Genomic DNA, 22,802 nt, shown 5'->3' with positions numbered 1-22,802 from the left:
CGACCCGTCGTCGCCGTCATCCACAGGCGACGATCAGAGGTCGACGCGGCGCCCCTCGCGCGCGGACACCCGGGCGGCGTCCAGCACCTCGGCGGTGCGCACGGCGTCGGCCGGGTCGACGGGCGCCGGCTCGTCCCCGCGCAGCCAGGGCCCCAGGGCACGGTAGAAGTCCGCGTGCCCGCCCGGCGCGGCGGGCACGGCACGCCGGTCACGGCCGCGGGTGAACCAGCCGACGGAGCCCTCGGGTGCGTCGGCGTCGAGGGCCTCGAGCGGCGAGGCGTCCTGCTCGAAGGTCGTGACCAGGTACGCGCCGGCCGACCCGAGCACCCGGGTGCGCGGGCCGGGAGCGCCCACCAGGGACCCCGCCCAGAGGCGGGAGACGACACCGTGCGGGCTCGCCGCCCGGCCACCGCCGGCCTCGTGCTGCAGCACCAGGAAGACGTCGTCCTCGGTGGGGGTCGTGAGCTTCCGGGTCTGCGCCCAGACGGACTGAACCCGGCCGAAGAGCTCGGTCGCCGAGTCCACGAGGTGCGGGCCCAGGTCGAGCAGCAGTCCGCCGCCGACCGGGTCGTTCTCCTTCCATCGCTGGCGCGGCACGGGGCGCCAGCGCTCCCAGCGGCGCTCGAACGTGTGCACGTCGCCCAGCTCACCGGCGTCGAGCAGGCCCGCGAGCGTGAGCTGCTCGGGGTCCCAGCGGCGGTTCTGGAACACCGTGAACGGGGTGCCGGTGGCGGCAGCCTCCTCGACGACGGCGCGCGCCTGGTGGGCGTCGAGACCGATCGGCTTGTCCAGCACGAACGGGATCTCGGCACGGGCGAGGGCGGCCGCCTGCTCGGCGTGCAGGGTCGTGGGGCTGGCGACCACGACGAGGTCGTAGGCGCGCCGGGCCGCGATCAGCGCGTCCAGGTCCGACAGGAGCCTGGCCCCCGGCCAGTCCCCCGCCGCCTGGTTGCGCCGCCCCGGGTCGCGCGTCACGACCGCCGTCACCGGCAGCCCCGCCTCCGCCGCCAACCGGGCGTGGATCTCCCGGCCCGCTCCCCCGTACCCGACGATCGCCAGCCGCGGAGGGGGCGCGGTACCCCCGTCCGTCCCGTGGCCGGCCGAGCTGTCCGTCGTCGCCTCGCCCTGTGCGGTCATGACGTCCATGGTGCCCGAGGTGCGTCGCCGGACGCGGGAGCGGCCCGCCGTCGTCGCCCGCCAGGAAGAAAGTGGCCCGCGGCAATAGCGTGTCCGACGACCCCGCCGCACCGTGCGGCGGGGTCGTCGTGAAAGGAGCAGCTCATGGCACGACGACGTACCACCGTCGCCACCACGGCGGCAGCAGCTCTGATCTCCACCTCCCTGGTCGCCGCGGGCTCGCAGGCCCAGTCACCGTCCGGCGGCAGTCCCGCGCTCCCGGCAGCCACGGCGGACATCGCGACGCCCGAGGAGTACTTCGGGTTCGAGATGGGCGCCGAGGGACGGCTCGCCGCCTACCCGGACGTGCTGGACTACCTGCGCACCGTGGCGGAGCAGTCCGACCGCGTCGAGTACGAGACGGTGGGCAAGACCACCGAGGGCAACGAGTACGCGACCGTCTTCATCAGCTCGCCCGAGAACCTGGAACGCCTCGACGAGATCGTCGAGCTGAACCAGCGGCTGTCCGACCCCCGGTCGACCTCCCCCGAGGAGGCGAAGGAGCTGGCCGCCCAGAGCGTGCCGATCTACCACCTGGAAGCCACCGTGCACTCCACGGAGGTCGGCAACGGGCAGGCGATCAACGACATCGTGCACCGGCTCGCGACCGAGTCCTCGGACTTCACCGAGGAGGTGCTGACGCGGTCGGTGATCATGCTGGTCCCGTCGCAGAACCCCGACGGTCAGGTCAAGGTGGTCGACCACTTCGACCGGACGGCGGGCACGGACCTCGCCCGCGTCTACCCGGACCTGTACCAGAAGTACACCGGGCACGACGACAACCGGGACTGGACGATGTTCACCCAGGTCGAGGCCCGCTACCGGCTCGGGCTGACCCAGAAGTACCGCCCGGTGATGACGCACATCATGCACCAGCAGGGCAACACCGGTGAGCGGATCTTCGTGCCGCCGTACGGCGGCGTGACGAGCCCGAACGTGCCGGCGAACTCGAACGCGTCCAGCTCGGCGGTCGGCCAGCACGCCATGCGCGACCTCACGGCCGAGGGCAAGAAGGGCGTGGGCACGGACGACTACCACGTCTTCTGGACGCTGGAGCAGCCGGTCGGGTTCTTCCCGTTCACGGGCACCGGCGTGTACCTCACCGAGATCGCGTCGGCGACGGACCTCGCGTACCCGCAGACGTCGAAGGACGGCGGTCCGCTCGGGCCGCAGACCCCGACGCAGGACCTCGTCCAGCCCTACGACGAGGACACCTGGACGCTGCGGGACATCGTCGAGTACGCCGAGACGGCCACCTACTCCGGCATGGAGTACGTGGCGCAGAACGGTACGGACCTGCTGTACGACAACCTCTACGCCGCACCCCGGGAGTTCGCGGAGAACGGCGTCGCGTCCGGCGTGGAGGCCTATTTGGTCGACGCCGACCAGCGCGACCCGTACGCGACGTACGAGATGCTCGAGCGGCTGGACTGGACCCAGGTCGAGATCGACCGGGCCACGGAGGCGTTCACGGCCGGCGGCCGGGACTTCCCCGCGGGGTCGTGGGTGGTCCGGACCCGGCAGCCGCTCGGCAACTGGGCGGACCAGCTGCTCGGTACCGACGAGTACCCGGTCGACGACCTCCCGTACGCGGAGGCGACGACCAGCCTGCCCCTGCAGCTCGGGGTCGACGTCGTCCCCGTCACAGACCCCGTCGACGTCGCGACGGACCGGGTGGAGTCGGTCGAGGTGCCCGAGGTCGAGATGCCCGCGGCACCGTCCGCCGACGGCGCCTACCTGGTCCGGCCCGAGTCGTACGGGACGATCCCCGTGGTCGCCGCCCTGCAGCAGGCGAACATCACCACGTTCCGCGCCGGGCAGGAGTTCGCCGACGCCGGCACCACCTACCCGGCCGGCACGTACGTCGTCCCGGCGACGCCGCAGGCCCGGCGGGTGCTCGCGACCGCGAGCGCCGACGTCGGGCTGCCCGTCGCCGCCACCGAGTCGGCACCGGCGGTCGAGGGGATCCAGCTCAAGCCCCGCACGCGCGTGGGCCTGCTGCGCGGCGCGAACAACATGCCCGGCGGGTGGGACATGTGGGTCATGGACGAGTACGGCGTCGACTACGACGTCGTCGGCGCGCAGGACTTCCGCAGCGGCCGGCTGATCGACGTCTACGACACGATCGTGGTCCCCCAGGGCATCTCGAAGGACGACGTCGTCGAGGGTCTCGACCCGGCGAGGTACGACGAGGAGTTCGCCTGGGCGTACGGCGTCGGCGCGAAGGGATGGCGCAAGCTCGCCCAGTTCGTGCGCCAGGGCGGCACGCTGCTCGCGATCGGGGACTCGGTCGCCACGGCACAGGAGCTCCTGGACCTGCCGATCGAGCCGGCGCTGCCGGACGACGAGGAGGAGTTCGCCACGGGCGGCAGCCTCCTCAACCAGGAGTTCGACGCCTCGGACATGGTCGCGTGGGGCATGCCGGAGCAGTGGCCGGTCTGGCTCTACGACACCCAGGCGTGGACCCCGACAGGCCCGGGGGCCGACGTCGTCTCGACCTACCCGGACCGAGACGTGCTCGCGAGCGGCTACCTCCGCGGGGAGGAGCACGTCCAGGGCGCGGCGAACGTCGTGTCGTTCGACGTCGGCAAGGGCACGGTCGTCACCTACGGCAGCGAGGTGACGTTCCGCTCGCTGCCCCGCTCGTCGTTCACGCTGCTCTACAACGCGGTGTACGGCGGTCCGGCGGCGGAGGTCGGCGCCACGCAGCTCGCCGGGCTGCGTCCGGCGTTCGCGGCCGACGGCACCCTGCGCGCCCGGTAGAAGGTTCCCGAAGCGCCGACGGGCGGCGACGCGCGGGGTCATCCGCGCGTCGCCGCCCGGTCACCGGGCCGCGGGAGCCGCCGGGCCTTCCCGGCCGGGCACCCCCAGCCGCGACGGCCACCAGACCCGGTCGCCGACGTCGTGCACCAGGGCCGGGACGAGCAGGCTGCGCACCACGAGCGCGTCGACCAGCACGCCGAACGCGACGATGAACGCGAGCTGAGCGAGGAACAGCAGGGGGATGACGCCGAGCGCGGCGAACGTGGCGGCGAGCACCACGCCCGCCGACGTGATGACGGAGCCAGTGACGGCAAGGCCCCGCAGCACGCCCCGACGGGTGCCCACCTGCAGGCTCTCCTCGCGCACGCGGGTCATGAGGAAGATCGAGTAGTCCACCCCGAGCGCCACGAGGAAGCAGAAGGCGTACAGCGGCACGGCCGGGTCGGCGCCCGGGAAGTCCAGCACGTGGTTGAACACGAGCGCCGCGACGCCGAGCGCGAACCCGAAGGACAGCACGTTCGCGGCCATGAGCAGCACGGCCGCCAGGACGGACCGCAGCAGCAGCACGAGGATCAGGAGGATCACGGCGAGCACCACCGGGACGATCGTGCGCAGGTCGTGCTGGCCGGCCACCTGGGTGTCGAGCCGCTCGGCGGCCGCGCCGCCCACCAGCGCGTCGGGGCTCACGTCGTGCACCGCGGTGCGGAGGTCGGCGACGGTGTCGACCGCCTCCTGGCTGTCGGACGGCGCCTGCGTCGTGACGTCGACGCGCACCTGCCCGTCGACGACGAGCGGGTCACCCTGGGCGGGCATGCCCGGCGCGGTGGCGGGCTGGTCGGTGACGACCGTCGCGGCCGTGATCCCGTCGGTCGCCTCGGCGGCCTCGACCACGGTGTCGGTGTCCTCCTCGGGGGCCACCACGATCGCGGGCTGCGCGGAGACGCCCTCGAAGTGGCGCGTGAGCGCCTCCTCGCCGTCGACCGAGTCGACCTGCGTGAGGAACACCTCCGAGTCGCCGGTCCCGTTCGCGTCCAGCGTCGGCACGAAGGCGGCCCCGGCGGCGAGGACGACGGCGGTGACGACCCACACGACGCGGTCGTGCCGCCCCACGAAGCCGGCGACGCGCGACCACACGCCGTGCCCCGCGACCTCCACGTGCGTGTCGTCGTCGGCGACCGCGGCGCCGGCCGCCGGGCCGGGGGCGGTGCCCGGCTGCGAGGTCGCGGCGTCGGCCGTCGGGTCGGCGGGCGCGGGAGCCTCCGACGCGTCGGAGTGCCGGCCGAGCGCGTGCGGGACCCGGGGCCAGAAGACCCAGCGGGCCCGACGCCCGCCGACGAGCAGCATCGCGGGCAGCAGCGTCATCGCCGACAGGAAGGCGGCGACGATGCCGATCGCCGCGACGGGCCCCAGGCTCCGGTTCGACGACAGGTCGGACAGGAGCAGGCACAGCAGGCCGACGATCACGGTGCCCGCACTGGCCGCGATCGGCTCTACCGACGCCCGCACGGCGCGGCGCATCGCGGTGTACGGGGAGCTGGTGGCCCGCAGCTCCTCCCGGTACCGCGCCACCAGCAGCAGGGCGTAGTCCACGGAGGCGCCCACCACGAGGATCGACAGGATGCCCTGCGACTGCCCGTTGAGCGTCAGGACGTCGTTCGCGGCGAGGTGGTAGACGACCAGCCCGGCCAGGCACAGCGCCAGCACGGCCGTGAAGATCACGACGAACGGCAGGACCGGCGACCGGTAGACCAGCGCGAGGATCACCAGGACCGCGCCGAGGGCGACGAGCAGCAGCACGGTGTCGATCGCGCCGAACGCGCTCACGAGGTCAGCCACGAACCCCGCGGGCCCGGTCACCCAGGAATCGAGCCCGGTCCCCGCGAGGCCGCCGTCCGCGGCGTCCGCGGCCGCGAGGGCCCGCAGCGCCCCGACGGCGAGCTCCGAGACGCTCGACTCCTCGGCCCCGACGTCCTCGGAGGCCTGCGCGGCGTCGAGCGACACGACGACGAGCGCGGCCTGCCCGTCCTCGGACGGCACCACCACGGGGTCCGCGACGCTCACGTCCCCCACGGTGCGCGGCTCGTCGCCCGAGGTGCCCTCGAGCGGTGCGTCGCCGATCGCGTCCGCGAACGCCTGCACGTCGGCGAGCTGGTCGCGCGTCAGCTCGGAGCCGTCGGCGGTCTCGGCGACCACGAGCGCGGGCAGCGTCTCGGAGTCCGTGAACTCCTCGGCGAGCGCCGCGGCCTGCGTGGACTCGGCGCTGGCGGGCAGGAACGCGGCGTCGTCGTTGGTCTGGACGCTGCTCAGGTTGCCCTGCGCCTGGCCGCCGAACGCGCCGATCGCGAGCCACACCCCGATCGCTGCCAGAATGACGAGGCCCCGCAGCAGACCTCGACCCCGATTGCCCCGCGCACGATTGCTCAGCATGCTGAGTATTCTGAAGGCGCACCTGGGAGGAAGCAAGTGCAGCACGACGAACGGCGCGACGGCACGCCCTGGCCCGACCCCGTCGACCCCACCAGCGACGATCCGGCCGAGTGGCCCACCGGACGGTTGCTGTTCACGGTCGTGCGCCGCATCGAGCACGACTGGAACGCCCACCTCGCGCAGTGGAACCTCAACCACGCGGGCTTCCCCGTGCTGCTGCACCTGTTCGCCGGCCCGCGCACGCAGCGCGAGCTCGCCGTGCTCAACGGCGTCACCGAGCAGACGATGAGCCGAGTGGTCTCCCGGCTCGAGCGCGCCGGCCACGTCACCCGCGGCTCCGACCCCCACGACCGGCGGCGGCGCGCCGTCACGGTCACCGACGCCGGACGCCGCGCCGCGGCTGAGGCGGGCCGCCTCCAGCCCGCGGAGGACCTCACCGCTCGCGGCCTCGAGGACGACCAGGTCGCGGCCCTGCGTGAGATCCTCGTCACCCTCGTGCGCGCGCAGCGCAGCGCCGAGGAGGGCTAGCCTCGGCAGGGTGGACGTGATGACGCTGCCCGGGCTGACCGACTACCACGAGGCGTGGGAGCTCCAGCGCCGCGTGCACGCCGACGTCGTCGCCGGCGACCGGCCCGACACGCTGATCGTCGTGGAGCACCCCGACGTCTACACCGCGGGCCGGCGCACACACCGCGACGAGCGCCCCGCCGACGGCACCCCGGTGGTGGACGTCGACCGCGGCGGCAAGATCACCTGGCACGGCCCCGGCCAGCAGGTCGTCTACCCGATCCTGCGGCTCGCCGAGCCGGTCGACGTCGTGGCCTACGTGCGTGCGCTCGAGGAGGCCGTGATGCAGGTGTGCGCGGGCGTCGGCCTCGAGACCATCCGGGTCGAGGGGCGCACGGGCGTGTGGCTGGCCGCCGACGCGGAACGCCGCGAGCGGAAGGTGTGCGCGATCGGGGTGCGCACCGCCAAGGGCGTGACGATGCACGGCATCGCCCTCAACTGCTGCCCAGACCTCAGCCGCTTCGAGCGGATCGTGCCGTGCGGCATCAGCGACGCGGACGTCACCTCGCTGACGATCGAGACCGGTCGCACCGTCACCCTCGACGATGTGTCCGGCACGCTGGTCGACGCCCTCGTCCGCCGGCTCGGCCCCTTGCGCGCCGCCTCCGCGGACCGCCCGGCAGGCCTTGCGGCTCCGGCACCGACGACCTCCCTGTCGTCAGCCTCCTGAACCGCCGCCGGACCATGCCGGAGGGCCGCCTCAGCCCGGCGTGAGCACCGGGGTCACCGGTCGTGGCCCACGTCCGCCGCGACGATCTGCGCCGCGGTGGGCGCCTGGTCGGGGTCGGCGAGCCACTGCGCGGCGACGCCGACGAGCAGCGCGTAGTAGTGCGAGCCCGCGAGCCGGACGGCGCGGGGATCGGCATGCTCGGGATCGATGCCGGCGAAGGCGCGGGCGAGCGAGTTCCTGGCCGCGCCCTGGCCCTCGGCGATCATCGTGCGGATCGACTCGTCGTGGCGCGCCGAGCCGAGGGACTCGAAGTTGACGAACCAGAGCGCGCGGTTCGAGCGGATCGAGTCGATGATCCGGCCCCAGAGCGCCTCCTGGCGGGCACCCCTCGACGCCCCCGACACGGTGGGCCGGTCGAGCGCGGCGAGCAGCAGCTCCCCCCACTCCCGGTTCAGGTCGTGCAGGACGCCGGTGAGCAGCTTCTCCTTCGACCCGAAGTGGTAGTTGATCGAAGCCTGGTTCGCACCCGACGCCGCGACCAGGTCACGGACCGTGGTCTGCGCGTACCCGGTCGCCAGAAGGCACTCGCGCGCCGCGACCAGCAGCTTGTCCTTGTTCCCCATGGCGTCCTACTCTACGGATAAACGTTCGTATCAAACGATCGTTTACCGAGAGAGGGACTCATCGTGCCTGCTGCCCCGACCACCGTCGACGCCCGTCCGACCCTGCGTGTGCGTGACCTGCGCTGCGAGTACCCGAGCGAGAGCGGGCCCGTGCACGCTCTGCGCGGGATCGACCTCGACGTCGCCGGAGCGTCGTTCATCGCGATCATGGGGCCCTCCGGCTCCGGGAAGACCACCCTCCTGCACTGCGCCGCCGGGCTGCAGGTTCCGACGTCGGGCGAGGTGCGCCTCGGCGGTCAGGACCTCGCCGGACTCGACCAGACCCAGCTCGCCAGGTTGCGCCGGCAGCGCGTCGGCTTCGTGTTCCAGTCGTTCAACCTCCTCCCCGCGCTGTCGACCGTGGACAACGTCGAGCTGCCCCTGCGCCTGGACGCACGGAGGCCGCCTGCCGGTCGCACGGCCGCCCTGCTCGCACGGGTAGGGCTCGACCGCAGGAGCGGCCATCGTCCCGACCAGCTGTCGGGCGGCCAGAGGCAGCGGGTCGCGATCGCGCGTGCGCTCGTCACGGAGCCCGAGATCGTCTTCGCCGACGAGCCGACCGGCGCCCTCGACATCCACAGCGCCCGCGAGGTGCTGACGCTCCTGCGCGAGCTGGCCGACAACGGCCAGACCATCATCATGGTCACCCACGACCCGGTGGCCGCGTCGTTCTCCGACCACGTGCTCTTCCTCGCCGACGGACGCATCGTCGACGAGCTCGCGCACCCGACCGCACAGGGTGTGGCGGGCCGGATGGCGACGCTCGTCGAGTCGGCGGAGCGCGCCTCGAACCGGTCGGCGGTGCTCTGATGCTCGCGCTCGCCGCGCGCACGTTCGCGCACCACCGCGTCTCCGCCGTCGCCACCGGTGCCGTGGCGATGGTGGGGACCGCTCTCGTCACCGCCATGGCGGGCATGCTCAGCACCGGCCTGGCCGCCACCACCTCGGCCGACGACCGCTCGTTCCTGACGCAGTTCCCGCTGATCCTGGGCGGTTGGATCGTCGTCATCGTGGTGTTCGCCATGGTCTCCACGGTCGGCGTCGCCCTCGAGGGCAGGGCGGGCGAGATCGCGGGGATCCGGCTGATCGGGGCGACGCCCCGTCAGGTGCAGTGGCTGAGCGTGCTCGAGACGGCCGTCGTCTCGGTCGTCGCCGCGGTCCCCGGCATCGCCGGCGGCTACGTCCTCGGGTGGGTCCTCCACCGCACCATCCGTGCCGCGGGCCTCACGGCGGGGGCCCCGGCATTCGCTCCGGGGGCGGCCCTCCCGCTCGTCGGCGCCCTCGTGGTGCTCGTCGCGAGCGTCGCCGCCGCGTGGCTCGGCAGCCGTACGGTCGCCGCCCGCAGCCCCGTCGCCGATGCGGCCCCCGCCCTCGACAGGCGTACGGGGCGTCGTGCCGGTCGTCGTCGGCGGGTGGCCGCAGCCGTCCTCACCGCCGCCGGGCTGGCACTGTCGGCGGCCGTGCTCGGGATGGACCCGGACGACCTGGCCACCACGGCCATGACGGGGCCCGGCTGCGTCCTGGTGGCGGCCGGGCTGTCGACGCTGGCGCCGGAGCTGCTCTCCCTCGCGAACCGTGCTCTGCGCGTGCTCCCCGGAGCCCGCAGGACCGCCTCGTCGCACCTTGCCGCGATCAATCTCGCGGCGGCCCCGGAACGCGTCCGCCCGACGGTCACGTTCCTCACCCTGTTCGTCGGGGTCGCGGCCGGGACGCTCGGCATGCAGGGCATCGAGAACGCGGCCGGCTCGTCGGGCGGCACGGGGGAGCTTGTCGGCGTGATCAACTACGTCGTGGTGACCCTCATCGCGGTCTTCATGGCGATCGCCCTCACCAACAACCTCGTCGCGACGATCGTTCGGCGTCGTCCCGAGTTCGCCACGATGGCCCTGATCGGCGCGACCGGCGCCCAGGCCCGGCGCATGGTCGTCGCCGAGATCACCGTGGCGGCGCTCGTCAGTGCCGTCGCAGGGTGCCTCGGCGCCCTGGCGAGCACGCTCCCGTTCGCGATCGTGAAGAGCGGCGGTGCTCTCGCGGCCCTCGCCCCGGCGCCCTACGTGCTCGCGGTCGGGGTCGGGGGCGCCATCACGCTCGCCGTCACGCTCCTCGCCGGGCGTCACGCGATCCGCAGCGCATGACCCGACGGCGCCCGGCCCGTTCGCCGCCCGACGGCGACGGGCCGGGGCGCTGTTGCCGAGGTCACGTCCACACGGTGGGCACGGCCCCTGGCCGAGCGGCCCCGCTCACGTAGTCTGACGAGGTCCGGCGCGGTTCCTGGCCCCACAGGCCGAGCCCGCCGGCGTCCACCTGCTCGACGACGACCGGGAGACACCCGTGACGATCGCACCCGAGGGCCGCCGCATGCTGCGCATCGAGGCCCGGAACGCCAGCACCCCCATCGAGAAGAAGCCCGAGTGGATCAAGACGAAGGCCGTGATGGGGCCCGAGTACCGCGAGCTCAAGGGCCTGGTCAAGGGCGAAGGCCTGCACACGGTGTGCGAGGAGGCGGGCTGTCCCAACATCTTCGAGTGCTGGGAGGACCGGGAGGCCACGTTCCTCATCGGCGGCGACCAGTGCACGCGGCGCTGCGACTTCTGCCAGATCGACACGGGCAAGCCGGCCGACTTCGACGCCGACGAGCCCCGCCGGGTGGCCGAGTCGGTCCGGACGATGGGCCTCAAGTACTCGACGATCACCGGCGTCGCCCGCGACGACCTGGCCGACGGCGGCGCCTGGCTCTACGCCGAGACCGTGCGCCAGATCCACGCGCTCAACCCCGGAACGGGCGTCGAGCTGCTCATCCCGGACTTCAACGCCATCCCCGAGCTGCTCGACGTGGTGAACGAGTCGCGGCCGGAGGTCATGGCGCACAACGTCGAGACCGTGCCGCGCATCTTCAAGCAGATCCGTCCGGCGTTCCGCTACGAGCGCTCGCTGTCGGTGCTCACCCGGGCCCGCGAGGCCGGGCTCGTCACCAAGTCGAACCTCATCCTCGGCATGGGCGAGACGATCGACGAGGCCCGCGAGGCGCTGCAGGACCTGCACGACGCCGGCTGCGACCTCGTGACGATCACCCAGTACCTGCGCCCGTCGCTGCGCCACCACCCGGTGGACCGCTGGGTGCGTCCCGAGGAGTTCGTCGAGCTGTCCGACGCGGCCGAGGAGATGGGCTTCCTGGGCGTCATGGCCGGCCCCCTGGTGCGCTCGTCGTACCGCGCGGGCCGCCTGTGGGGCCAGGCGATGACCCGCCGCGGCCTGCCCATTCCCGAGTCGCTCGCGCACCTCGCGGAGCCGACGACGTCGCGCCAGGAGGCCGCGAGCCTCCTGGCCCGCCCGGCGCACTAGACTGGACGACCATGGCCCGCACCAAGTCCGACGCCGGCGCGCCCGCCGACGCCACCGGTAAGCAGAAGAAGCCCAAGAAGCAGCGCTGGTACCACCAGGTGTGGGCCGCGTACCAGATGACGCGCAAGCAGGATCCCACGGTCACGTGGCTGATCCTCGGCGTGTTCGTCGGGATCCTCGCCGTCGTCGCAGCGATCGTGCTGCTGCTCGACGTCCCCACCGGCTTCCAGATCCTGTACATCATCGTGCTCGGCGTCCCGTTCGCGGCGCTGGGCGCGATGTTCACCCTCACGCGCAAGGCCGAGAAGGCCGCGTACACCCAGATCGAGGGTCAGCCCGGGGCGGCCCGCGCCGCCCTCGGCACGGTCCGCGGCGGCTGGGAGTTCGCGGACGAACCGGTCGCGATCAACCCGCGCACGCAGGACTTCATCTTCCGCGGCGTCGGCCGGCCGGGAGTCGTCCTCGTCTCCGAGGGCCCGTCCCACCGGGTGCAGCGTCTGCTGGAGGACGAGCGCCGGAAGACGGCCCGCGTGCTGCCGAACGTGCCGATCACGCTCATCCAGGTCGGCAGCGAGCAGGGGCAGGTCCCGCTGCCCAAGGTCGCGAAGAAGGTGCAGAAGCTCAAGCGGAGCCTCACCAAGCCCGAGGCCGAGCAGGTCAAGAAGCGCCTCAAGGCGCTCGGCGGCGCCCGCCTGCCGATCCCCAAGGGCGTCGACCCCATGCGGGCACGCCCGGACCGCAAGGGGCTCAAGGGCCGCTGAGCCGAGCCCGCACGAGCCGTCCCGGACGTGCTCGGTACCGCGGCAAAGGGCCGGGTCGCCACGGGCGACCCGGCCCTTCGTCCTTCGTCGTCCGCGCGCCCGTCATCGTCCGGCGCGCGTCAACGGCGCACGATCACCGTGCCGGCGGCGCGATCGTGCAGACCGCGGCCGTCGCCGTCCCACACGACGGCGGGGATCACGAGGCACAGCAGCACGGTGCGGACCGCGCCCCGCGCGAACCCGGGCGCGATGTCCTCCGGCGCACCGAGCGCGCGCACCTTGATGCCCAGGAGCCGGTGGCCGATGGTGAACCCGACCGTGCTGACCAGCAGCAGGTTCTCGAGCGCGAAGACACCCAGGGTGACCCAGGAGTTCAGCTCGGCGAAGGACGCCGGGCTCGTCACCAGGTAGGCGATCAGCGTCGCCACCGCCCAGTCGACGACGAGCGCCACGACCCGACGTCCGAGCCGCGCGAGCGAGCCCGAGCCCGCTTCGGGCAGACCCAGACGCCCACCGCCACCGGCGTCGTCCCGCCGACCGCCCTCGAGCCACGACCCGACGTCTTCCCTCGACATGTCTTCCCGCGACGCCATGCGTCCCAGGGTACGCACCCGGCTCGCGTTCTCCGTAACCTGTTGGAAACATATGCGCCATGCCGGAGAAACGCCGTCGCCATACCGTCATGGACGCCGAGCGGCGAGCGTGAGCCCGCCGCGCCCCATCCTTCGGAACCGTCCGGCGGCACGACCGAGCGGCACCATCCACGCAAGGAGCGCATGCATGTTCACGAACGCCGAGGAGGCCATCGCCTTCACCCGTCGCGAGGGGGTGGAGTTCATCGACGTCCGGTTCATCGACCTGCCGGGCGTGATGCAGCACTTCAACATCCCCGTGGAGCAGTTCTCGGAGGACTCCTTCACCGAGGGCCTCATGTTCGACGGTTCGTCGATCCGTGGCTTCCAGGCGATCCACGAGTCGGACATGAAGCTCGTGCCGGACGTCACCACGGCGTACCTGGACCCGTTCCGCAAGCGCAAGACGCTGATCATCAACTTCTCGATCGTGGACCCGTTCACGGACGAGCCGTACTCGCGTGACCCGCGCACCATCGCGGCCAAGGCCGAGGCCTACCTGAAGTCGACCGGCATCGCCGACACCGCCTTCTTCGCCCCCGAGGCCGAGTTCTACATCTTCGACGACGTCCGGTTCAAGACGTCGGCCAACGAGGGCTACTACCACATCGACTCCGTCGAGGCCGCGTGGAACACCGGTCGCGAGGAGGAGGGCGGCAACCTCGGGTACAAGACGCGCTACAAGGGCGGCTACTTCCCCGTCTCCCCCAACGACCAGTTCGCCGACCTGCGTGACGAGATCTGCGCCGCGCTCGCCGAGGTGGGCCTGGACGTCGAGCGCGCGCACCACGAGGTGGGCACCGCCGGCCAGCAGGAGATCAACTACCGGTTCAACACGCTGATGCACTCGGCCGACGACCTGATGAAGTTCAAGTACGTCGTCAAGAACGTCGCGTGGCAGGCCGGCAAGTCGGTCACCTTCATGCCGAAGCCGATCTTCGGCGACAACGGTTCGGGCATGCACTCGCACCAGTCGCTGTGGCTGAACGGCGAGCCGCTGTTCTACGACGAGAAGGGCTACGGCGGCCTGTCCGACATGGCCCGCTGGTACATCGGCGGCCTGCTCAAGCACGCGCCGTCGCTGCTGGCCTTCACCAACCCGTCGGTGAACTCCTACCACCGCCTGGTGCCGGGCTACGAGGCCCCGGTCAACCTGGTCTACTCGGCCCGCAACCGCTCCGCGTGCATCCGCATCCCGGTCACCGGCTCCTCGCCGAAGGCCAAGCGCGTCGAGTTCCGTGTGCCGGACCCGTCGGCCAACCCGTACCTCGCGTTCGCCGCGCAGCTGCTCGCCGGCATCGACGGCATCAAGAACCGCATCGAGCCGCCGGCGCCGATCGACAAGGACCTGTACGAGCTGCCCCCCGAGGAGCACGCGCAGATCGCCCAGGTGCCCGCCTCCCTCGGCGAGGCCCTCGACAACCTCGAGCGCGACCACGAGTTCCTGACCCAGGGCGACGTCTTCTCCGAGGACCTCATCGCCACCTGGATCGACTACAAGCGCAACAACGAGATCGACCCGATCCGCCTGCGCCCGCACCCGCACGAGTTCGAGCTCTACTACGACATCTGACCGGCGGCCCGTCTAGGGCCTGTCGATGTCGCCAGGACGGCGGCCGACCGTCGGGACGTCACCAAGACGTCCCACGGGCCGGCTGCCGTCCTGCGTCGTTCGGGGGTTCCTCGGTACCGGTCATCCCAGCCCACCGAGCGGTGGGACAGGACCGTCCGTCGGCCGGTCTCGCCCGCAGCGGGCGCAGAACAAGTACTGGGAGTCCTCGACCTGCCGTCGAAGCCACTTGTGCATCCCTAGCATGCAGCGCACGTCCCTCATGACGCGCTCCTCTCGCTGACGTGGGCGTGGCCACGGGCGCCACGCGTCACGTTCCCAGGCTAGGCCGCAGACCGACACGCGGACAGGATGTCGTCAGCCCGCGCGCGGTCAGCGGCAACACCAGCTCCTCCACACCGTTCAGACGACACGGCCGCTTCTCCACGATCGCGGGCTCGAAGCTGCGCTGCCTTATTCGTCCCTCTCGGTTGATCATCACTAGTTGGTGATAGTTTCGGCGCATGACATCACTGGAGCGCCGAGATCTCCTCGAGCTCATCGGCCCGCTCTACCGAGGGCTGCGGCGCGCCGAGGAGCGCTGTGCGCGCGAAGCCGGACTGTCGATGTGGCAGTACGCCGTCCTGTCGGTCGCGGCGCGAGACGACGGCCTGAGCCAGACCGAGATCGCGGACCGGCTCGCCTACAGCAGGAACCGCATCGTCAACGACCTCGACCTCCTCGAGGCACGGGGCCTCGCCGAGCGACGCGCCGGAGCCGACCGTCGCCGGTACTCGATCGCCGTGACCCCCGCGGGTCGCGACGCCGTGGCCGGGATACGGGCCGCGATCTGGTCTGCCGAGGACGCCCTGCTGTCCCATCTCCCGGCCGCTGGGCGAGAGTCCCTGCAGGAGCTGCTTCACCAAGCCCTGGGGCGGCCGAGTGCGCCGGAGCCAGCCCTCGCGCAAGCGAGCGAGACCCCCGGGCGCCACCCGGCGGCCCGCCCGGATCGAACTACGGAGGGTTGACCTGTGGACACGTTCGCACTGCACACGACCACCGAGACGCTCGCCGCCTACCTGTCGGAGGTGGCACCCGGCGATCTCGTGCTCGCCACGCCCTGCGAGGGATGGGACGTCGGCGACCTCTACCGGCACCTGCTCACCGAGAACGCGCACTTCGGCCTGGCGGTCGCGCACGCCGGTGACGGCCAGGCGGGCGTGCCGCCGGACCCGTCCGACGGCGTCGATCCCCCCGCGCGTGAGCTGGACGCGGCCTACCGGCGCACCGCGGCGTTCATGGAACGCGCGTTTGCGGCGACCGGCGACCCCGCCCGGACGTGCCGGGTGCCCGGGGTGCCGGGTGACCGCAGCATCCACGACCTCTACGAGATGCAGCTGTGCGACACGGTGATCCACACCTGGGACCTCGCACACGCGATCGGTCTCGGGTACGACCCTGACCCCGAGATCGCCGAGCTGGTGCTCCGTCGTCTCGAGTCGGTGCCGGACTCCGCCCGCGGGCGGGACCGCGCCTTCGGGCAGGTCCAGAGCCCCCTCGACCGTGCGTCGAACACCCTCGAACGCCTCATCGTCCTGTCCGGCCGCCACCTGGGCACCCGCACCTGACGGTCGCAGGTGTCCGGCCCGCCAGGACGAGGTCAGCGCTCGTCGGCCTCCGGCGTCGCGGGCTGCTCCCCCGCGGCGGGCCCGGCGCCGTGCTCCTCGCCGCCATCCTTGCCGTGCTTCTTGCCGAAGGGCAGCACGTGCATCACGGCGACGACGACGGCGCCCACGACGACACCGATGAGGGCGGAGAAGAAGGTGTTGACCAGCCAGCCGAGGAACCCGCCGATGCCGGGGACCGCGTGGGCGACGGCCTCCTCGAGGTGGTGCACGAACTCGTAGGGCGCGTGCCAGCCCAGCTCGTCGGTGCCGGTCAGCAGGATGTGCCCGCCCACCCAGAGCATCGCGACCGTCCCCACGACGGAGATCACGGCCAGCACCTTCGGCATCCCGGCCACGAGGCCCCGGCCGACACGCTGGCTCGTGCGCGACTCGCGCCCTGCCAGAGCCAGGCCCATGTCGTCCATCCGCACGATGAGACCCACCACGCCGTAGACGATCACGGTGATCGCCAGGGCCACGACGAGGAGGATCACCAGCCGGGAGAAGAACGGTTCGTGCGCGACCTCGTTGAGCGCGATGACCATGATCTCGGCGGACAGGATGAGGTCGGTACGCACGGCGCCTGCGACGAGCGTCTTCTCGGCCTCCGGGCCGACGGTCGCGGCGGGGGCGTCGTGCCCCTCGTGCCCGCGCAGGCGGCCCCAGATCTTCTCCGCGCCCTCGAACGCGAGGTAGGTGCCGCCGACCATGAGGATGGGCGTCAGCAGCCACGGCGCCCACTGGCTGAGGATCAGTGCGATCGGCAGGATGAACAGCACCTTGTTGCGGATCGAGCCCCAGGCGATCTTCTTGACGATCGGGATCTCGCGGTTCGCGGCGACGCCGTGCACGTACTGCGGTGTCACGGCCGTGTCGTCCACGACGACGCCGGCCGCCTTCGCCGTCGCCTTCGCAGCAGCCGCCCCCACGTCGTCGAGCGACGCGGCAGCGAGCTTGGCGATGGCCGCGACGTCGTCGAGCAGCCCGAGCAGGCCGGCGCTCACGCGACCGCTCCCGTGGGGCGAGTACGGGCGGCCTGGACGCCGGCGGTCGACGACGGTGACATGCGCATGGACATATCGTGCCGCACCCCGCGGCGTGCGACGTCCCAATCTCGGCGCGACATCAGTCCTCCCCGTAGAAGACCCGTTCCATGACGGCCCGGGCGCGGCGGGCGGTACGGAGGTAGAGCTCCTCGAGCTCTCCCCCGGTCCCGACGTCGCCGAGCAGGGCGGCGACGCCCGTCAGGTCGCGCGAGTCGTGCGGCAGCCGGTCGGTCTGCGCACCCGTGGTGCGTCCCGACCAGAGCACGACGGCGGACCGCAGGCGGGAGGCGAGGACCCAGGCGTCGCGCAGCTGCGCGGCGTCCTCGGCGTCGAGGAGACCCGCCACCGTGGCGGCGTCGAGCGCCGCGACCGTGCCCGTGGTGCGTAGGCCGGGCACCTCGGCCGCGTGCTGCAGCTGCAGCAGCTGCGCGGTCCACTCGACGTCGGAGACGCCGCCACGCCCGAGCTTGAGGTGGCGTGCCGGGTCGGCGCCGCGGGGCAGCCGCTCCGCCTCGACGCGCGCTTTGATGCGCCGCACCTCGCGCAGCGGCGCGTCGTCGAGCCCGCCCGCCGGCCACCGCAACGGGTCGACGAGCACCTCGAACTGCGAGCCGAGAGAGCCGTCGCCCCCGACGTCGCCCGCGACGGGCCGGGCGCGAAGCAGCGCCTGCGACTCCCACACGCTCGACCAGCGACCGTAGTACTCGGCGTACGACTCGAGGGTGCGCACGAGAGGCCCCTGCCGGCCCTCGGGGCGAAGGTCGGCGTCGACGGGCAGCGTCGGCTCGGGCCCCACCTCGGACAGCAGCGCCCGCAGCCGCGTCGCGGCACGCGTCGCGAAGTCCTGAGCGACCTGGGGCTCCGCTCCGGGCACGGGCTCGTGCACGAACATCACGTCCGCGTCCGAGCCGTACCCCATCTCACGGCCTCCCAGCCGCCCCATCGCGACGACGAGCATCCGCGTGGGGTTCTCCCCGGCTCCCAGGCCGAGCTCGACCCGCGCGGCGTGCTCCGCGACGCGGAGCCCGCCGGCGAGGACCACGTCGGCCGCGTCCGAGATCGCGGCCGCCGCGTCCACGGGCGGCAGCAGGCCGAGCACCTCGGCGGCCCCGGTCCGGGCGAGCTCGCGCCGGCGCAGCGCACGCAGGCGCTGCGCGGCCGCCTTCGGCTCGTCGGCGCGAGTGAGCAGGGCGTCCACCTCCGCGGCCAGCCGTTCCGGGCCACGCGGCTCCAGCCCCGACGTGTCCGCCAGCCAGCGCACCGACTCGGGCGAGCGCGCCAGCGCCTCGGCGAGGTAGGTCGACGACGCCAGCAACCGGGTCAGGTGGTATGCCGCGTTCTCGGAGTCGCGCAGCAGGCGCAGGTACCAGGGGGTGGCGCCGAGCGTCTCGGACAGCTTGCGGAAGGCAAGCAGCCCCGCGTCGGGGTCGGCACCCTCGGCGAACCAGCCGAGCAGCACGGGCAGCAGCTGGCGCTGCAACGCCGCCCGGCGAGAGGTGCCCGAGGTCAGGGCGGTCACGTGCCGCATCGCGCCGTCGGGGTCGCGGTACCCGACGGCGGCGAACCGCTCGCGGGCGACGTCCGGGGACAGCGACAGCTCGGCGTCCGAGAGCTGTGCCGACGCCGGCAGCAGCGGCCGGTAGAAGACCTCCTCGTGCAGGGCGCGCACCTCGCGCCGCGTGGCGCGCCAGCGCTCGAGGAGGCCGGTGGCGCCCTCGGCCCGCATCCCGAGGGACCGCGCGAGCCGGCGCAGGTCCTCCTCCGCCGTGGGCAGCAGGTGCGTGCGGCGCAGCCGGAACAGCTGCACCCGGTGCTCCAGCGCCCGAAGGAACCGGTAGCAGACCGCCATCCGCGCGGCGTGCTCGCGACCGACGTAGCCGCCGGCCGCCAGTGCGGCGAGCGCGGCGAGCGTGTGGGGCGACCGGATCTTCGGGTCGGCCCGGCCGTGCACGAGCTGCAGCAGCTGCACCGTGAACTCGACGTCGCGCAGTCCCCCCTTGCCCAGCTTGATCTGGCGGTCCGCCTCGGCCGCCGGGACGTGCTGCTCGACCCGGCGCCGCATCGCGCGGGCGTCCTCGACGAAGTGCTCGCGGTGCACGGCCGACCAGATGAACGGGTCGACCGCCGCGCGATAGTCCCGTCCCAGGTCCGCGTCACCGGCCACCGGGCGAGCCTTGAGCAGGGCCTGGAACTCCCATGTCTGGGCCCACCGCTCGTAGTACGCGAGGTGGCTCGCGAGGGTGCGCACCAGCGGGCCCTGCGCCCCCTCGGGCCGCAGCGCCGCGTCGACCGGCCACAGGGCCGGCTCGGCGGACGCGGCGGAGCACACCCGCTGCAGCCCGGTCGCGAGACGTGTCCCGGTGGCGAGCGCCGTCGGCTCGTCGAGGACGCTCCCGCCCGGCAGCGCGCCGGGTTCGCACACGTACACGACGTCGACGTCGGAGACGTAGTTCAGCTCGCGCCCGCCGGTCTTGCCCATCCCCACGACAGCCAGCCGCACCCCCGCGCCGTGGTCGTCGAGCTCGGCCCGTGCGACCGCGAGCGCCGCGTCGAGGGCGGCTGCGGCGAGGTCCGCGAGCGCAGCCCCGACGACGGGCATGCGCATCAGCGGCTCGCTCGCGGTGAGGTCGTCCGCGGCCAGCGCCAGCAGCCGGGCGCGGTACGCGCGTCTCAGCGCGTCGGTCGTGGTCGCCGCGCCGGCGTCCGGCCACCCGACGCCCGGTCCGGCGTCCGGGTCCGCGGCCACCGGCACCTCGGCCGCCGGGTCGGCGCCGACGGCGCGCAGCAGCGCCGCGCGCACCTCCGCCGGGCCGGCGACGGTCCGCGGGCCGGGATCGCCGCCGTCCTCCCCGTCCTCGTCGTCGGCGCCGTCGACGTCCTCGAGGTCGGGGGCGTCGGCGGCGGCGCCGTCGGGCGCGGCGAGCAGGTCGAGCAGCTCGGGGCGACGCACCACCTCGTCACCGAGGGCGGACGACGCCCCGAGCACGGCCAGCAGTCGCGTGCGGGCCCGCGGGGGCGCGTCCTCGTCGAGCAGCTCGCCGAGGCGGGTCCGGGCCTCTGGGTTCTCCGCCAGCCGGACCAGCTGCAGGAGCGCGAGGTCCGGGTCCGCGCACCCGGCCACCGCGCCCAGGAGCGCGTCCTCGCGGCCCGGCGACGCGAACGCCTCCTGCAGCCCCGGGTCGGACCAGAGCGACGCCGACCGGGTGAGGTCCGCGAACCCCGCGTGCAGCAGCCGCCCCGTGAGGGTCGGCGGACGGGCGGTCACAGGTTCTGCAGGAACCGGCGCAGCTCGTAGGGCGTGACCTGCGCGCGATACGCGTCCCACTCCTGTCGCTTGTTGCGCAGGACGAAGTCGTACACGTGCTCCCCGAGCGTCTCGGCCACCAGCTCGGAGCGCTCCATCAGCTCGATCGCCTCGTCGAGGGACTGCGGAAGCGGGGCGATGCCGAGGGCACGGCGCTCCCGGTCCGTCAGCTCCCAGACGTCGTCGCCGGTGGCCTCGGGCAGCTCGTAGCCGTCCTCGATCCCCTTGAGGCCGGCGGCGAGCAGCACCGCGAACGCCAGGTACGGGTTGGCCGCCGAGTCGAGGGCCCGGTACTCCACGCGGGCCGAGTTGCCCTTGCCCGGCTTGTACATGGGCACGCGCACGAGGGCGGACCGGTTGTTGTGGCCCCAGCAGATGTAGCTCGGCGCCTCGGCACCGCCCCACAGCCGCTTGTACGAGTTGACGTACTGGTTGGTCACGGCCGTGATCTCGGCCGCGTGCACCAGCAGACCTGCGATGAACTGCCGGGCCGTCTTCGAGAGCTCGAACTGCGCGCCCGGCTCGTGGAACGCGTTCTGGTCGTCCTCGAACAGCGACAGGTGCGTGTGCATGCCGGATCCCGGCTGGTCGGCCATGGGCTTGGGCATGAACGACGCGAAGACGCCCTGCTCGAGCGCCACCTCCTTGACCACCGTGCGGAACGTCATGAGGTTGTCCGCCGTGGTCAGGGCGTCGGCGTACCGCAGGTCGATCTCGTTCTGGCCGGGGCCGGCCTCGTGGTGGGAGAACTCGACCGAGATGCCCATCGACTCGAGCATCGTGATGGCGGCTCGCCGGAAGTCGTGCGTGCTGCCGCGCGCCAGGTGGTCGAAGTAGCCGCCGTTGTCGACCGGGACCAGCGGGTCCTCCGGCGCCGCGAGCTGGTTGAACAGGTAGAACTCGACCTCGGGGTGCGTGTAGAAGGTGAAGCCACGGTCGCTGGCCTTCGCGAGCGCCCGCTTGAGCACGTTGCGCGAGTCCGCGAGCGAGGGCTCGCCGTCCGGCGTGAGGATGTCGCAGAACATCCGTCCCGTCCCGTGCCGGTCACCGCGCCACGGCAGCACCTGGAACGTGGTCGGGTCGGGCTTGGCGATCATGTCCGCCTCGTAGACCCGCGTCAGCCCCTCGATGGAGCTGCCGTCGAAGCCGATGCCCTCCGTGAACGCCTGCTCGAGCTCGGCCGGGGCGACCGCCACCGACTTCAGGACCCCGAGCACGTCGGTGAACCAGAGCCGGATGAAGCGGATGTCGCGCTCCTCGACCGTGCGGAGCACGAACTCCTGCTGCCTGTCCATGAGTCCATCCTGCACGAGAAGTGTTAATAACGTATGTCGCGTCTGGCATAGGCTGGCCGCCATGTCGAACCCCGGTCACGACACCACGACCGACACCGCCGTCTCCTCGCCCGCCGCCGACCTGACGCGCCGCCGGCGCGTGCGGGTGCACCACCTGGCGGAGGCCAAGGAACGCGGCGAGAAGCTCACGATGCTCACCGCGTACGACGCGGTCACGGCCCGGATCTTCGACGCCGCGGGCCTGGACCTGCTGCTCGTGGGCGACTCGATCGGCAACACCATGCACGGGCACACGACGACGCTGCCCGTCACGCTGGACGACATGATCCCGCCGGCCCGCGCCGTCGCGCGCGCGGCCGAGCACGCCCTCGTCGTCGTCGACCTGCCGTTCGGTACCTACGAGGCCGGCCCCGAGCAGGCCCTCGCCTCCGGGGTGCGCGTCATGAAGCAGACGGGCGCCGCCGCGATCAAGCTCGAGGGCGGCCGCCGGTCGGCCGCGCAGATCCGTGCCCTCACCGACGCCGGCATCCCCGTCGTGGGCCACCTCGGCTTCACGCCGCAGTCGGAGAACATCCTCGGCGGGCCGCGCGTGCAGGGCCGGGGCGACGACGCCGCCGAGGCGTTGTGCGAGGACGCGCTCGCGGTGCAGGAGGCCGGCGCCGTCGCCGTCGTCCTCGAGATGGTGCCGGTGGAGGTCGCGGCCCGCGCCACCGAGATCCTGCGCATCCCCACCATCGGCATCGGCGCGGGTCCCCGCGTCGACGGGCAGGTGCTCGTCTGGACCGACATGGCCGGGATGACCGACTGGTCTCCGCGCTTCGCCCGCCGGTTCGCCGAGGTCGGCAACCTGCTGCGCCAGGCCGCGCAGGACTACGCCGACGAGGTCCGCGGGGGCACCTTCCCCGACGCCGCGCACTCGTTCGAGCGGTAGGTCGCCCTGC

At 72.8% G+C, this 22,802-nt stretch carries 18 protein-coding genes; 11 read left to right on the top strand and 7 right to left on the bottom strand.

The window, feature by feature from the left end:
• Positions 1-33: 33 nt before the first annotated feature.
• Entirely contained in the window at positions 34-1,137 is a 1,104-nt protein-coding gene (locus tag B5Y66_RS13365; protein ID WP_079574960.1) for a Gfo/Idh/MocA family protein, read from the bottom strand.
• A gap of 144 nt (positions 1,138-1,281) precedes the next feature.
• On the opposite strand from B5Y66_RS13365, the gene B5Y66_RS13360 reads away from it, so the two are divergent.
• Positions 1,282-3,939, top strand: coding sequence for a M14 family zinc carboxypeptidase (locus tag B5Y66_RS13360; RefSeq protein WP_079574959.1), 2,658 nt, complete (start codon positions 1,282-1,284; stop codon positions 3,937-3,939).
• 60 nt (positions 3,940-3,999) lie between these two features.
• On the opposite strand, the gene B5Y66_RS13355 is transcribed toward B5Y66_RS13360, so the two are convergent.
• On the bottom strand, positions 4,000-6,366 hold the full coding sequence (locus tag B5Y66_RS13355) for an MMPL family transporter (protein WP_079574958.1): 2,367 nt from the start codon (positions 6,364-6,366) through the stop codon (positions 4,000-4,002).
• A 36-nt stretch (positions 6,367-6,402) separates the two neighbouring features.
• Between B5Y66_RS13355 and B5Y66_RS13350 the strand changes: the two genes are divergently transcribed.
• On the top strand, positions 6,403-6,894 hold the full coding sequence (locus B5Y66_RS13350) for a MarR family winged helix-turn-helix transcriptional regulator (protein WP_079574957.1): 492 nt from the start codon (positions 6,403-6,405) through the stop codon (positions 6,892-6,894).
• Between the two features lie 19 nt (positions 6,895-6,913).
• Entirely contained in the window at positions 6,914-7,603 is a 690-nt protein-coding gene (lipB, locus tag B5Y66_RS13345) for a lipoyl(octanoyl) transferase LipB (RefSeq protein WP_245807107.1), read from the top strand.
• Between the two features lie 53 nt (positions 7,604-7,656).
• On the opposite strand, the gene B5Y66_RS13340 is transcribed toward lipB, so the two are convergent.
• Positions 7,657-8,226, bottom strand: a complete 570-nt coding sequence (locus B5Y66_RS13340) for a TetR/AcrR family transcriptional regulator (RefSeq protein ID WP_079574955.1) — start codon at positions 8,224-8,226, stop codon at positions 7,657-7,659.
• Positions 8,227-8,289: 63 nt separating this feature from the next.
• On the opposite strand from B5Y66_RS13340, the gene B5Y66_RS13335 reads away from it, so the two are divergent.
• The 4 genes from B5Y66_RS13335 to B5Y66_RS13320 all read left to right on the top strand — a co-directional run bounded on the left by B5Y66_RS13335 (position 8,290) and on the right by B5Y66_RS13320 (position 12,368).
• Positions 8,290-9,075, top strand: a complete 786-nt coding sequence (locus tag B5Y66_RS13335) for an ABC transporter ATP-binding protein (RefSeq protein WP_245807099.1) — start codon at positions 8,290-8,292, stop codon at positions 9,073-9,075.
• On the top strand, positions 9,075-10,400 hold the full coding sequence (locus B5Y66_RS13330) for an FtsX-like permease family protein (RefSeq protein WP_079574954.1): 1,326 nt from the start codon (positions 9,075-9,077) through the stop codon (positions 10,398-10,400). The genes B5Y66_RS13335 and B5Y66_RS13330 overlap by 1 nt, the downstream gene beginning before the upstream one ends.
• A gap of 196 nt (positions 10,401-10,596) precedes the next feature.
• Positions 10,597-11,607: a lipoyl synthase gene (lipA, locus tag B5Y66_RS13325; protein WP_079574953.1), complete on the top strand. Its 1,011-nt coding sequence runs from the start codon at positions 10,597-10,599 to the stop codon at positions 11,605-11,607.
• A gap of 11 nt (positions 11,608-11,618) precedes the next feature.
• On the top strand, positions 11,619-12,368 hold the full coding sequence (locus tag B5Y66_RS13320) for a DUF4191 domain-containing protein (protein WP_079574952.1): 750 nt from the start codon (positions 11,619-11,621) through the stop codon (positions 12,366-12,368).
• 119 nt (positions 12,369-12,487) lie between these two features.
• On the opposite strand, the gene B5Y66_RS13315 is transcribed toward B5Y66_RS13320, so the two are convergent.
• Positions 12,488-12,961: an RDD family protein gene (locus B5Y66_RS13315; protein ID WP_079574951.1), complete on the bottom strand. Its 474-nt coding sequence runs from the start codon at positions 12,959-12,961 to the stop codon at positions 12,488-12,490.
• 187 nt (positions 12,962-13,148) lie between these two features.
• On the opposite strand from B5Y66_RS13315, the gene glnA (B5Y66_RS13310) reads away from it, so the two are divergent.
• From glnA (B5Y66_RS13310) to B5Y66_RS13300, 3 genes are all read left to right on the top strand, one after another.
• The gene (glnA, locus tag B5Y66_RS13310) at positions 13,149-14,573 is read left to right on the top strand and encodes a type I glutamate--ammonia ligase (RefSeq protein ID WP_079574950.1); all 1,425 of its coding nucleotides are present in this window, start codon (positions 13,149-13,151) and stop codon (positions 14,571-14,573) included.
• Between the two features lie 500 nt (positions 14,574-15,073).
• On the top strand, positions 15,074-15,577 hold the full coding sequence (locus B5Y66_RS13305) for a MarR family winged helix-turn-helix transcriptional regulator (protein ID WP_079574949.1): 504 nt from the start codon (positions 15,074-15,076) through the stop codon (positions 15,575-15,577).
• A 3-nt stretch (positions 15,578-15,580) separates the two neighbouring features.
• Entirely contained in the window at positions 15,581-16,177 is a 597-nt protein-coding gene (locus tag B5Y66_RS13300) for a TIGR03086 family metal-binding protein (RefSeq protein WP_079574948.1), read from the top strand.
• 32 nt (positions 16,178-16,209) lie between these two features.
• Here B5Y66_RS13300 and B5Y66_RS13295 read toward each other — a convergent pair whose 3' ends face one another.
• The 3 genes from B5Y66_RS13295 to glnA (B5Y66_RS13285) form a co-directional block, all read right to left on the bottom strand.
• Entirely contained in the window at positions 16,210-17,220 is a 1,011-nt protein-coding gene (locus tag B5Y66_RS13295; protein ID WP_079574947.1) for a DUF808 domain-containing protein, read from the bottom strand.
• A 121-nt stretch (positions 17,221-17,341) separates the two neighbouring features.
• Positions 17,342-20,527, bottom strand: coding sequence for a bifunctional [glutamine synthetase] adenylyltransferase/[glutamine synthetase]-adenylyl-L-tyrosine phosphorylase (locus B5Y66_RS13290; protein ID WP_079574946.1), 3,186 nt, complete (start codon positions 20,525-20,527; stop codon positions 17,342-17,344).
• Positions 20,524-21,861 carry a type I glutamate--ammonia ligase gene (glnA, locus tag B5Y66_RS13285; RefSeq protein ID WP_079574945.1) on the bottom strand — a complete coding sequence of 446 codons (1,338 nt, stop codon included), beginning with the start codon at positions 21,859-21,861 and terminating at the stop codon, positions 20,524-20,526. Before glnA (B5Y66_RS13285) ends, B5Y66_RS13290 begins: the two co-directional genes overlap by 4 nt.
• Positions 21,862-21,922: 61 nt before the next feature.
• Here glnA (B5Y66_RS13285) and panB point away from each other — a divergent pair, with 61 nt between their 5' ends.
• On the top strand, positions 21,923-22,792 hold the full coding sequence (panB, locus tag B5Y66_RS13280) for a 3-methyl-2-oxobutanoate hydroxymethyltransferase (RefSeq protein WP_079574944.1): 870 nt from the start codon (positions 21,923-21,925) through the stop codon (positions 22,790-22,792).
• The last annotated feature ends 10 nt before the right edge of the window (positions 22,793-22,802 follow it).

The organism is Krasilnikoviella flava (genome assembly GCF_900167525.1).
In the GTDB taxonomy this organism is placed as follows: domain Bacteria; phylum Actinomycetota; class Actinomycetes; order Actinomycetales; family Cellulomonadaceae; genus Isoptericola; species Isoptericola flavus.
The sequence above is the reverse complement of the archived record's forward strand: the minus strand, read 5'-3'. Positions and strand labels throughout refer to the sequence as shown.

Coding starts and splice junctions, on each gene's coding strand:
- B5Y66_RS13365 (WP_079574960.1), bottom strand. CDS start 1,137: ATGACCGCACAGGGCGAGGCGACGACGGACAGCTCGGCCGGCCACGGG.
- B5Y66_RS13360 (WP_079574959.1), top strand. CDS start 1,282: ATGGCACGACGACGTACCACCGTCGCCACCACGGCGGCAGCAGCTCTG.
- B5Y66_RS13355 (WP_079574958.1), bottom strand. CDS start 6,366: ATGCTGAGCAATCGTGCGCGGGGCAATCGGGGTCGAGGTCTGCTGCGG.
- lipB (WP_245807107.1), top strand. CDS start 6,914: ATGACGCTGCCCGGGCTGACCGACTACCACGAGGCGTGGGAGCTCCAG.
- B5Y66_RS13340 (WP_079574955.1), bottom strand. CDS start 8,226: ATGGGGAACAAGGACAAGCTGCTGGTCGCGGCGCGCGAGTGCCTTCTG.
- B5Y66_RS13330 (WP_079574954.1), top strand. CDS start 9,075: ATGCTCGCGCTCGCCGCGCGCACGTTCGCGCACCACCGCGTCTCCGCC.
- B5Y66_RS13320 (WP_079574952.1), top strand. CDS start 11,619: ATGGCCCGCACCAAGTCCGACGCCGGCGCGCCCGCCGACGCCACCGGT.
- B5Y66_RS13315 (WP_079574951.1), bottom strand. CDS start 12,961: ATGGCGTCGCGGGAAGACATGTCGAGGGAAGACGTCGGGTCGTGGCTC.
- glnA (WP_079574950.1), top strand. CDS start 13,149: ATGTTCACGAACGCCGAGGAGGCCATCGCCTTCACCCGTCGCGAGGGG.
- B5Y66_RS13305 (WP_079574949.1), top strand. CDS start 15,074: ATGACATCACTGGAGCGCCGAGATCTCCTCGAGCTCATCGGCCCGCTC.
- glnA (WP_079574945.1), bottom strand. CDS start 21,861: ATGGACAGGCAGCAGGAGTTCGTGCTCCGCACGGTCGAGGAGCGCGAC.
- panB (WP_079574944.1), top strand. CDS start 21,923: ATGTCGAACCCCGGTCACGACACCACGACCGACACCGCCGTCTCCTCG.